This is a genomic window from Virgibacillus sp. AGTR, from assembly GCF_016919725.2.
Classification (GTDB): domain Bacteria; phylum Bacillota; class Bacilli; order Bacillales; family Amphibacillaceae; genus Virgibacillus; species Virgibacillus salarius.
This window is the reverse complement of record NZ_JAJERH010000054.1, coordinates 1-13,164: the sequence shown is the minus strand read 5'-3', so window position 1 is coordinate 13,164 and position 13,164 is coordinate 1. Positions and strand designations below refer to the sequence as shown.

Sequence of the window (13,164 nt, the reverse complement as noted above, 5' to 3'; positions counted from 1 at the left end):
ATGGCCGATTGGTTCAACAAAGTCCTTTAGGTCATACCCTTGTGGTACTACAATCGTAGGGGATACCCCCCAACTGATTGTAGTTTCCCTTTATTCCTGTTTTTTCGCCCTTTACTAGTTCCTAATATCATTTAGTATTTAAAGCTTTCATTTGCAAAGAGGTTAATATCTGGTTAATTACTTCCATATTTCTTTCTAAATATGGTTCCGATAACATATCACCATGATTACCATAGCCTTGATAGTTTAATACGTCTTTCTTTGTAAACTCGTCCCATTTTGGCAAAGACAGTTCATCTTTAACGTAATGCTCATCATTTTGAGCCTGAATGAAGTGAATAGTCGTATCAATGATATGATGGTTTATTAGATTATTAACATAGTCCGAATAAAGTTTAATCTTCTTGATAATCTCTTCCTTAAAATAATCTCTTTCTAGATACTTTTGATAGGCAGGATTTGTTTTCGCTTCTTTTATAATATTGTCATATAAGTTAGTAGTATCCGCTTTATTTAGTGTTGCTCCCTCGATTGGATAACTGTCTAGAAGGATGATATAGGATACTTCTAATCCTTGTCGCTCCATTTCTGCAGTAATTTCAAATGCTAAGTTCCCACCTGCTGAATAACCTAATAGTTGATACGGTGGTTCTGGCTGCACCATTCGAATTAATTCAATATACTGATCAATTCTATTATCAGAATTTATGAAATCGAATGCATATAGGGAATGTGTATCCATTAAATTTGCCATTCCATTATATACCATTCCGAAGCCGCCAATAGGCGGAAAGGCAAAAATGTTATGATCCTTTTTACCATTTAATAAGTGAAGATCCTCTTCCCCAACGATAAAGGAAGATTCTTCATTTCTTATTAATTTTGCCATTGATTTTATCGTTGCATTTGTATACAAACTATCCAAACCAATGCCTGCTTTAAAATATTCTCTTATTTTAGATAAAAGTTGAACGAAGCTTATCGAATTCCCACCAAGTTCAAAGAAATTATCCTCCGTTCCTATTTCATTTATGCCTAAGACTTCTTGCCAAATCTTGACAAGCTTCTCCTCTTCTTTATTCTCTGGCGCCTTGTACTCTCCTTGAATGAGATCTTGATTCGTGACTTCTGGTAGCGATCTTCGATCTACTTTTCCATTAGCGGTGAGGGGAATGCTCGATACTTCTTTTATATAGGATGGAATCATATAATCTGGCAAACTATCTTGTAAGTATTCTTTTAAATTACTTTTTTCTAATTTATGGGCGGTCAGATACGCAATAAGATACTTGTCTAGCTGCTCGTTTTCTTTCACTAAAACAACCGCCTCTTTCACTGCGTGGTGACGTAATAGCTTCCGTTCAATCTCCTCAATTTCAATTCGGAATCCACGAATCTTAAGCTGGTGATCAACTCGACCCAAAAATTCGATTGTGCCATCCGGCAACCATCTGGCAATGTCCCCACTCTTATATAGTCTTTCACCACGTACAAATGGATTCTCGATGAACTTTTCCTTGGTAAGAGCTGGTCTATTTAAATATCCTCTGGCAACTCCATCCCCACTAAGCCATAGCTCACCGTAGACTCCGATTGGATTTAACTCACCATGTTTCCCAACAATATACGCGCTGGAATTACTAATTGGTCTACCGATCGGGATACTCGATTCGTAATCCTTTTCGATTGGTAATGTCGTAGAAAAAGTCGTATTTTCGGTTGGGCCATAACCATTAATGATCTGTATGTTTGGACAATGACTACGAACTAGTTGAATATGCTTTGTAGATAGGACGTCTCCCCCAACGAGGAGGCATCGTAGATGGCGAAACATATCTGGCTTCTCCTGTGCTAGTTGATTAAACAACGTAACCGTTAGCCACATTAAAGTGATGGAATGCTTCTCGATGGCGTTTTCTAATTTTTCTACCGAAAGGATGGTCTCTTTCTTCGTTAAATACAGACTCTGTCCATTTAATAGACTTCCCCATATCTCAAATGTTGAGGCATCAAACACGAGTGATCCTGTCTGGAGGATTCGATCGCCTTCATTGAATTGGATATAGCTTGTATGCTTAACGAGACGGACGACATTTCGCTGTTCGATTAGAATTCCCTTTGGTTCTCCTGTACTCCCTGACGAATACATGATATATGCTAAGTTTGTTGGATGGTGTTCAATAGATAAATTGCTCGTATTTCCGACATACAAGCTCTCATTCGTTATATCCAACCGCTCTCCAGAAAATGCGCCCAATTTCTCTGCGTCATTCTCTGTCAACACCAGCTGAGCATTACTGTCTTTCAACATATATTCGATTCGCTTCATCGGGTAAGTTTTATCCAGTGGAAGATACGCTCCTCCAGATTTTAAGATGCCTAAAATTCCAATAATCATCTCGATGGTATTGTCTGTCATCAACCCTACTACCGTCTCTGCTTGAACACCTTTTTGACGTAGGACCCGAGCCAGCTGATTAGCTTTTTCATTTAATTCTTGATACGTCATGCATTGATTCTCAAAACCAACTGCTAGTTCATTTGGCTTTTTCGCCACTTGTTCTTCAAATAATTCAGCCATCGTTTTTTCTCGTGGGTAGTCTGTCTTCGTATCATTAAATTGCATTATAATTTGTTGCTTTTCTTCTTCCGTCATCATGTCTAGCTCGGCAAGCTTTGCTTCCCGTTGTTGACAAATCCCTTTCACAATTTCTAAGTAGTGCCTTGCCATTCGTTCCATCGTTTCAGATGTAAATAACGCAGTACTATACTCTAAACTACCTTGGATGGTGTTAGTATACTCCGTGACATGTAGTGTCACGTCAAACTTAGCGATATTACTTTCGTGTTGAACTTGTTTCAACTGGAAGTCATCTTCTAGTGGAAACACTATGGTGTCATCAACAGGATTCATATTAAACATCACATCAAATAATGGATTTCGACTTGCATCTCGGTTTATGTGTAATCGTTCAATCAATTCTTCAAATTGATAGCTTTGATTCTCATAGGCGAGAAGTACATTTTCTTTCACGGCTTTTAAGAAATCAACATAACGCTTATTCCCATCTACACGATTACGAAGGGCGAGCGTATTGACAAACATCCCAATGATCGATTGTAGATCAGCATGTGATCTGCCAGCTACCGGTGTTCCGATAACAATATCTTCTTGCCCACTATACTTCGAAAGAAGTAGGTAGTATGCGGAAAGTAAGACCATATGCATCGTACTTCCGGTTTCGTTTGCCAATTTCCGTAATGCGTGTGTTAGCTCTTCATCGATGAAAAGTGGGACACGATCCCCTTCAAAGCTTTGGACCAGTGGCCGCTTCATATCATACGGCAGGTTCAGCACTGGAATCTCTCCAGCAAATTGATGCAGCCAATAGGCTTCTTGTTGTTTCACAGTGTCTAACATAAGCTGTCTATTTTGCCAATGAGCAAAATCCTTATATTGAATTCGTAATGGCTCCAGATCATTTCCCTGATACAATTCCATAAATTCTGTCATCAACAGCTGAATGGATACCCCATCACTTATAATATGATGCATATCGACTAATAGATATCGTTTTTTCTTTGTCTCTACGAGCTTCGCTCGGAATAACGGTGCTTCCTGTAACTGAAACGGTCTGACAAAGTTCTGTACTATATCCTCTATCGTTTCGCCCGTCGGGCGATTCGTTTCCATTTCAAAGGCGACATGCGAGGTAATTTTTTGAACAATTTCGCCATTCACCTCTTCAAAGTGCGTCCGTAAAGAATCATGTCTGGCAATTAATTTTTCAAAGGACTGACAGACTCTTTCAAGGTGAAGTGGCCCTTCCACCTCTAGCACCATTGGCATATTATAAGCAGTCCCTTTTTCAAGTTGTTCTACCATATACATTCGTTTTTGAGCAGACGATGTTTCATAATATTCCCTTTCCTCACAAACCGGAATCATTTCATATCGTTTTTCTTGCTTTCCTTCTAAGAAATCACTTAATTCCTGAATTGACGGATACTTAAATATATCTATTATAGATACTGCCACATTTATGTTTTTCTCAATTTCATTCGAAACGATGATTGCTTTTAGGGAATGTCCGCCTATTTCAAAAAAGTTCACATAAATACTATAAATTTCTTTGTTTAACACATTAGACCATATGTCCATTAAATTTTTCTGCAGTTTTGTTTTTGGTTGAGCACGCTCAACCTGGCTCATCATTTCTAGATTTGGTTCTGGTAAAGCATTTCTATTTACCTTTCCATTATTGGTCAAGGGCAGTTCCTCTAATTTCATAATATGAGTTGGCACCATATTATAAGGGAGCGTCTTTTTTAAATACTGTTTTATTTCTAAAGAAGCAATGCTTCCTATGATATAAGCAACTAAGTAATGATCATGATGATTGACCTTAGCTATAACAACTGCCTCCTTAACCTCAGGATGCTCCTGTATTCGTTCTTCGATTTCACCGAGTTCAACTCGAACGCCTCTAATTTTAACCTGATTGTCGATCCTACCAAGAAATTCAATGGTTCCATCTGATAATAATTTAGCTCGATCGCCTGTTTTATAAATTTTTTCCCCTTGTATAAATGGATTTTCTACAAATTTTTCAGAAGTTAATTCTGGTCTATTTAGATAGCCTAATGCTAAACCATCTCCACCTATACAGAGTTCTCCTGGTAATCCGATTGGTTGTAAATGACCATCTCTATCCAAAATATAAGCATTTGTATTTGCTATTGGTTTACCAATAACGACATTCTCAGATTCCACACATTTCGTTGTAATAGCATCAACAGTATATTCCGTTGGGCCATAGCAATTATATAAATTATAACCAATATCCATGATTTCTGCTTGTAAAGCTTGTGGTAATGCTTCTCCACCAGAAATCAATACTTGGATGCTTTCAAGTTTCTCCCCACCAGCAATAAATTCTCTCATCATAGTAGGTACTAATTGGACGATGTTTATCTTGTTTCTTCGAATGAAATCTCTAAAATGCTCTCGAGAAAGAGATTCTTTTTCTGTTGTGATGAACAACGTACCCCCGTATAACAATGTTGGGAAAATTTCTTCCACGGATACATCAAAAGAAATGCTTGTATTTTGCAATACATTTTTATTTTGATACAAACCATACTGTTTACCAAACCACATACATAAATTGACAATACTTCTTTGTGTTATTTGAACCCCCTTTGGTTTACCAGTCGAACCTGATGTATACATCACATATGCTAATTTATCAGGACTATAAGCAACCTGGAAATCCAAATCCACATTGCAATATACACGTTCATCATCCAAATAAATTGGATTAACACTAGTTGGTATATCAGAACCTTTCACTGTTAAAAATAGGCTTGCTTTAATATCTTCTAACATGTAATTAATTCTTTCTTTAGGAAATTTAGTATCGATTGGCATAAATGCTGCACCAGCCTTTAATATTCCCAAGATACCTATGAGCATTTCTATTGAACGATCAACCATTATTGGAATAATGGAATTATCCTGTATCCCTTCATTTCTTAATACTTGTGCTAAAGCATTAGCTTTTTGATTTAACTCACCATAAGTGATTTGTTTATCTTTATATACGGCAGCAATACCATTTGCATTCTCTGTTATTTTTTTTTCCAATAACATTACATAGGATTTATTTTTAGGATAATTTGTCTTCGTATTATTTACATCTGTAAGAATTTTTTCCTTCTCTGCTGGACTAATCATTTCCATGTCTGAGATTTTCATATTAGGATTTTCACAAATACACTTCACAATCTCTTTAAAATGATTGATCATTTTTTCAATGGTTTCTTGCTTAAATAACTTTGTACAATACTCAAATGAGCAGGTTAATCCAGCTTCTCTTTCAGTTACAGCTAAACTTAAATCAAACTTAGTGATACCTGCGTTGATCTTTAATGGTTCCATAACAAAGCCATCTAGCATTAGATTCTCTATGGCATCTGTCTCTTGATTATTCATAGAAAACATGACATCAAATAATGGATTTCTACTTATATCTTTTTCAATATTTTCAGATTCTAACAATGCTTCAAATTGATACGTTTGATTTTCAAAAGCAGCTACTGAATTTGCCTTAACCTCCATCAAAAAATCTTTAAAAGCTTTTTCACGCTCAGGTCTATTTCTTAAGGCAATCGTGTTAACAAACATCCCCATTACATCTTCTAGGTTTGCATGCAATCTACCAGCTGTTGTTGTCCCAACTATAATATCTTCTTGTTCACTATACTTTGCTAATAAAATATAGAAGGAAGATAGAATAACCATAAACAAAGTGCTGTCCGATTGGTTAGATATTTTTTTCAGGATATTCATTCTTTGCTTATCCAATGAAAAACTGATCTGGTTTCCTTCAAAGCTTTTGACCTGTGGTCTTTCAAAATCATAAGGTAAGTTTAGTACAGGGAGATGACCTCGGAATTGACCTTTCCAATAGTTTTCTTGTTGTTTTATTTCGTTAGATTTTAATATCTTATTATGCCACTCTGCAAAATCTTTATATTGAATTTGCAATGGAGAAAGATTGCTTCCATTATATAAACGGATAAAATCTTTAATTAGAATATTCATCGATATTCCATCTGCTATAATGTGGTGCAAATCAATGAATAGATAGCTCTTCTCTCCATTTTCAAGTAACATTCCTCTGAATAAAGGTGCTTCTTCTAGATCAAATGGTTGAATCAAATCATTGATTATCGTTTCTAGATATATATTAGACTTTTTTATAAAGTTCAAGTTAAATGCAATGTCATCATTAATTTTTTGAACAACTTCTCCATCAATCATTTGAAAAGATGTTCGCAATGATTCATGACGATTAAACAGCTTTTTAAAGGTCTTATTTAATCTTTCTTTGTTTATGGTACCATCCAATTCATAAACAGCAGGCATATTATAGGCGATACTGTCTTTTTCAAATTGTTGTAGAGTGTACATTCTCTTTTGAACTGAAGATGTTTGATAGTATTCTTTCATATCTACCTTTTCAATTTGTTCATATACCTTAGTCCCACTTCTCCTTATATAGCGAGCGATACTTCTTATCGTTGCATGTTCAAAAAAGATTTTTAATGGTAAATCTTTTCCTAGTTCCTTATGGACTTTATTCATTACTAAACTAGCTTTAAGTGAATTCCCACCAAGTTCAAAGAAATTATCCTCCGTTCCTATTTCATTTATGCCTAAGACTTCTTGCCAAATCTTGACAAGCTTCTCCTCTTCTTTATTCTCTGGCGCCTTGTACTCCCCTTGAATGAGATCTTGATTCGTGACTTCTGGTAGCGATCTTCGATCTACTTTTCCATTAGCGGTGAGGGGAATGGTCGATACTTCTTTTATATAGGATGGAATCATATAATCTGGCAAACTATCTTGTAAGTATTCTTTTAAATTACTTTTTTCTAATTTATGGGCGGTCAGATACGCAATAAGATACTTGTCTAGCTGCTCGTTTTCTTTCACTAAAACAACCGCCTCTTTCACTGCGTGGTGACGTAATAGCTTCCGTTCAATCTCCTCAATTTCAATTCGGAATCCACGAATCTTAAGCTGGTGATCAACTCGACCCAAAAATTCGATTGTGCCATCCGGCAACCATCTGGCAATGTCCCCACTCTTATATAGTCTTTCACCACGTACAAATGGATTCTCGATGAACTTTTCCTTGGTAAGAGCTGGTCTATTTAAATATCCTCTGGCAACTCCATCCCCACTAAGCCATAGCTCACCGTAGACTCCGATTGGATTTAACTCACCATGTTTCCCAACAATATACGCGCTGGAATTACTAATTGGTCTACCGATCGGGATACTCGATTCGTAATCCTTTTCGATTGGTAATGTCGTAGAAAAAGTCGTATTTTCGGTTGGGCCATAACCATTAATGATCTGTATGTTTGGACAATGACTACGAACTAGTTGAATATGCTTTGTAGATAGGACGTCTCCCCCAACGAGGAGGCATCGTAGATGGCGAAACATATCTGGCTTCTCCTGTGCTAGTTGATTAAACAACGTAACCGTTAGCCACATTAAAGTGATGGAATGCTTCTCGATGGCGTTTTCTAATTTTTCTACCGAAAGGATGGTCTCTTTCTTCGTTAAATACAGACTCTGTCCATTTAATAGACTTCCCCATATCTCAAATGTTGAGGCATCAAACACGAGTGATCCTGTCTGGAGGATTCGATCGCCTTCATTGAATTGGATATAGCTTGTATGCTTAACGAGACGGACGACATTTCGCTGTTCGATTAGAATTCCCTTTGGTTCTCCTGTACTCCCTGACGAATACATGATATATGCTAAGTTTGTTGGATGGTGTTCAATAGATAAATTGCTCGTATTTCCGACATACAAGCTCTCATTCGTTATATCCAACCGCTCTCCAGAAAATGCGCCCAATTTCTCTGCGTCATTCTCTGTCAACACCAGCTGAGCATTACTGTCTTTCAACATATATTCGATTCGCTTCATCGGGTAAGTTTTATCCAGTGGAAGATACGCTCCTCCAGATTTTAAGATGCCTAAAATTCCAATAATCATCTCGATGGTATTGTCTGTCATCAACCCTACTACCGTCTCTGCTTGAACACCTTTTTGACGTAGGACCCGAGCCAGCTGATTAGCTTTTTCATTTAATTCTTGATACGTCATGCATTGATTCTCAAAACCAACTGCTAGTTCATTTGGCTTTTTCGCCACTTGTTCTTCAAATAATTCAGCCATCGTTTTTTCTCGTGGGTAGTCTGTCTTCGTATCATTAAATTGCATTATAATTTGTTGCTTTTCTTCTTCCGTCATCATGTCTAGCTCGGCAAGCTTTGCTTCCCGTTGTTGACAAATCCCTTTCACAATTTCTAAGTAGTGCCTTGCCATTCGTTCCATCGTTTCAGATGTAAATAACGCAGTACTATACTCTAAACTACCTTGGATGGTGTTAGTATACTCCGTGACATGTAGTGTCACGTCAAACTTAGCGATATTACTTTCGTGTTGAACTTGTTTCAACTGGAAGTCATCTTCTAGTGGAAACACTATGGTGTCATCAACAGGATTCATATTAAACATCACATCAAATAATGGATTTCGACTTGCATCTCGGTTTATGTGTAATCGTTCAATCAATTCTTCAAATTGATAGCTTTGATTCTCATAGGCGAGAAGTACATTTTCTTTCACGGCTTTTAAGAAATCAACATAACGCTTATTCCCATCTACACGATTACGAAGGGCGAGCGTATTGACAAACATCCCAATGATCGATTGTAGATCAGCATGTGATCTGCCAGCTACCGGTGTTCCGATAACAATATCTTCTTGCCCACTATACTTCGAAAGAAGTAGGTAGTATGCGGAAAGTAAGACCATATGCATCGTACTTCCGGTTTCGTTTGCCAATTTCCGTAATGCGTGTGTTAGCTCTTCATCGATGAAAAGTGGGACACGATCCCCTTCAAAGCTTTGGACCAGTGGCCGCTTCATATCATACGGCAGGTTCAGCACTGGAATCTCTCCAGCAAATTGATGCAGCCAATAGGCTTCTTGTTGTTTCACAGTGTCTAACATAAGCTGTCTATTTTGCCAATGAGCAAAATCCTTATATTGAATTCGTAATGGCTCCAGATCATTTCCCTGATACAATTCCATAAATTCTGTCATCAACAGCTGAATGGATACCCCATCACTTATAATATGATGCATATCGACTAATAGATATCGTTTTTTCTTTGTCTCTACGAGCTTCGCTCGGAATAACGGTGCTTCCTGTAACTGAAACGGTCTGACAAAGTTCTGTACTATATCCTCTATCGTTTCGCCCGTCGGGCGATTCGTTTCCATTTCAAAGGCGACATGCGAGGTAATTTTTTGAACAATTTCGCCATTCACCTCTTCAAAGTGCGTCCGTAAAGAATCATGTCTGGCAATTAATTTTTCAAAGGACTGACAGACTCTTTCAAGGTGAAGTGGCCCTTCCACCTCTAGCACCATTGGCATATTATAAGCAGTCCCTTTTTCAAGTTGTTCTACCATATACATTCGTTTTTGAGCAGACGATGTTTCATAATATTCCCTTTCCTCACAAACCGGAATCATTTCATATCGTTGTTCCTGTTTAACATCTTCCATAAGCCGTCGAATCTCTCTAATTGTAGGATGCAAAAAGACTTCTTTAAACGTTATTTCCATATTTAATTCTTGGTGAATTTTACTTATGAGAACATTAGCTTTTAAGGAGTGACCACCTAACTCAAAAAAGTTATCATCTATTCCTACCTGATTAATCCCTAATACTTCACACCAAATTTTAGTTAAGGTAGCTTCCATACCATCTCTCGGGGCAACATAAATACTCTCCATGTTCGCTTCACTACTCCGTTTTGCAAGGGCATTCCGATTAATTTTCCCATTATTTGTTAATGGTATTTTTTCTATCGGTGTAATATAAGTCGGTACCATATATTGTGGTAATTTATCTCTTAAAAAGCTCCTAATCTCAGGTACATGGATGTTTAATCCTACGATATAAGCAGACAAATACTGATCTTGATTATCTTTTTTTTCAACAAGGACAACGGCTTCTTTAATTTGTACATGTTGAAGTAGCTTGTGTTCAATTTCTTTTAACTCAATTCGAATTCCCCTTACCTTTACTTGATCATCCTCTCTACCTAAAAATTGAATAGAACCGTCCGGCATCCAGGCTGCCATATCCCCTGTTTTATACATTCGTTTCCCAGGATCAAAAGGATTATCGATAAACCGCTCTTTCGTTAATTCTGGTCTTTTTACATAACCTCTTGCTAACCTACTTCCACCAATACAAATTTCGCCAGGCACACCTATAGGAAGTAGTTTATGGTCTTTATCTAAGATATAAACTTTCGAATTAGCAATTGGTTTACCAATGAGTATTTTTTCACTGTTTTCTACATTTCTCATAATCGTTGTATCTACAGTATTTTCTGATGGACCATATCTGTTTATAATTTCGATTCCAAAATGAAGTTTATTGGTATAGTCAATCGCATTAACAGGCATTTCTTCTCCAACTAATGTAACTTGTTTCAAATAAATAGCGTCCTTCGATGAAATAAAGTCTAGTACTGATAAATATATCGATGGTACACTTAAGTAATCTGTTATCTTATAACTTCTAATCAGTTCACTAATTTTGAAAGGATTCGACATTTCTTCGTTATTCACTAATACGACTTGTCCCCCTGCAATAAGTGGCGTAAAAAATGCTATGATAAAGCCATCAAAAGCATAATTTACTAAAGGAAGAACAACATTCTCATGGTTATAATCATATTCCTTCTTCTCCCACAGCATTGTCTGAGTTAAACTATGGTGCTCAACCATTACCCCCTTTGGATTTCCTGTCGTACCCGATGTATAGATGACATAAGCTAAATCATTTAGAAGATTAGTAACATCTGGATTAGTTGTCTCTTCTGTAAAAACCTGCTTTTTACTGACATCAATAACCTTCCCATTAAAATCTACTTCAGTAATTAGAGAAGGTTTCGTAATTACTAGGTCAACTTTAGCATCGGTTAATATATATTCTATTCTATCTTTTGGATTATTTGGGTCGATAGGTAGGTACGCTGCACCGGATTTTAAAACCCCTAATATTCCAGCGACCATCTCAATAGATCTATCTAGTATAATTCCTACAACATGATTATTTTTTACTTGTTGTTTCATTAGGGAATGTGCTAATGAATTAGCCATCTTATTTAGTTTTCGGAACGTCACTTCTCTTCCTTCAAAGATTACCGCGATCTGCTCTGGTGTTTGTTCTACTTGTTTCTGAAAAAGCTCTGGGAGTGTTAAATTTGCATTTTTAAATTGAACTTCCGTATTATTAAATTCTTCTACTACTAGCTTTTTCTGCTTTTCTGTGATCATGTCTATATCTTTAATAGTCATATCAAGCTTATCGAGTAAATCCGATAACACTTGAAAATAGTTCATTCCAAATGATTCAACAGTTTCCCTTTTAAACAAAGCAGCATTATAAATCAATTTAGCCTCAAAATAATTCTGATCATCCTTTTCAATACATAGTGTTAGTTCATTATGAATTGATTCACAGATAAAATGAATATCCTCTTTTGCATGTAATTTATTGTAAGTAATGCTTATTGGAACTAGTGTGGAAATCGATTCTGATACACCTAACTGCCTAAATACCTGTTCCAAGTTTACAAACTGATTATCATAGTGATCCAATAATCCTCGTTGCGTTTCTACAAGGAAGTTTTTTATTTTATATCCACCATTCAAAGAACGTTTGAATGGCATAAGTTTATTTTTTATATTTTGTGGTCTTTTCTCTCTAGAGTAATAAACCGGAACACCGACTAAAATTTCATCACTCCCGGTATATTTATATAGTTCAATCAATAATCCCATTAAAAAAGTAACATACGTTAACATATCATTATTTTTTGTAATGGACATCATTCTTTTCATGAGCTGATGATCAATTGGTAAAGATACCGTTTGTTTCTGGTACGAGTCTCCTGTTGTCATATCGTGTCTTAATGTAGTTCTATCTGTACCTTTTATATGTAAGTTTTTCCAATATTGATCAAGCTCAGATAACTGACTGTTATGAACCTCTTTACTCATGTCACCCCTCCATTTGCTGAATGCTAGAGCTAAGGTAAACAACACTTAACTCTATCTGGAAATTTATTACATTATTTTAAAAATCAAACTCTAGGTCTCTTAAACTATCTAATTCTTTTTTTTCGTTGAGAATATACGCTTCTTCTTCGCTATTTATTAATTGAACATCTTTAATAGCTGTATGAATGTTTTGTGAATACTCTCGTAAAATGAATAGGAAATCTTCTACGATTCTCTGTATCGTTTCTCTCTTAAATAGTTTTGTTGCATAAACTAGCTTTAATGCAATGGTCTTTGAGGTTTCATACCCAGTTAGACTTAAATCTACCCTTGCTAATTCATTTTCAGTGTTTATTTGTTTTAATCTTAGATTATTTACATTTATTTCAAGGTCATCATACTCGATATTATTCAAGTTAAATACAACGTCAAACAGAAAATTCCTACTAACATCTCTCTTTATATTCACTTGCTCTATCAGT

The 13,164-nt window shown here is 36.2% G+C and carries 2 protein-coding genes; both read right to left on the bottom strand.

All coding sequences use genetic code 11. The features are described 5' to 3' along the window. Positions 1–127: 127 nt before the first annotated feature. Complete coding sequence (locus JUJ52_RS16550; protein ID WP_228089048.1) at positions 128–12,682, bottom strand: non-ribosomal peptide synthetase; 12,555 nt, start codon at positions 12,680–12,682, stop codon at positions 128–130. Positions 12,683–12,758: 76 nt separating this feature from the next. Then, positions 12,759–13,164, bottom strand: a 406-nt coding sequence (locus tag JUJ52_RS16545; RefSeq protein ID WP_228089047.1) for a condensation domain-containing protein, incomplete at its 5' end; no start/stop codon positions are given.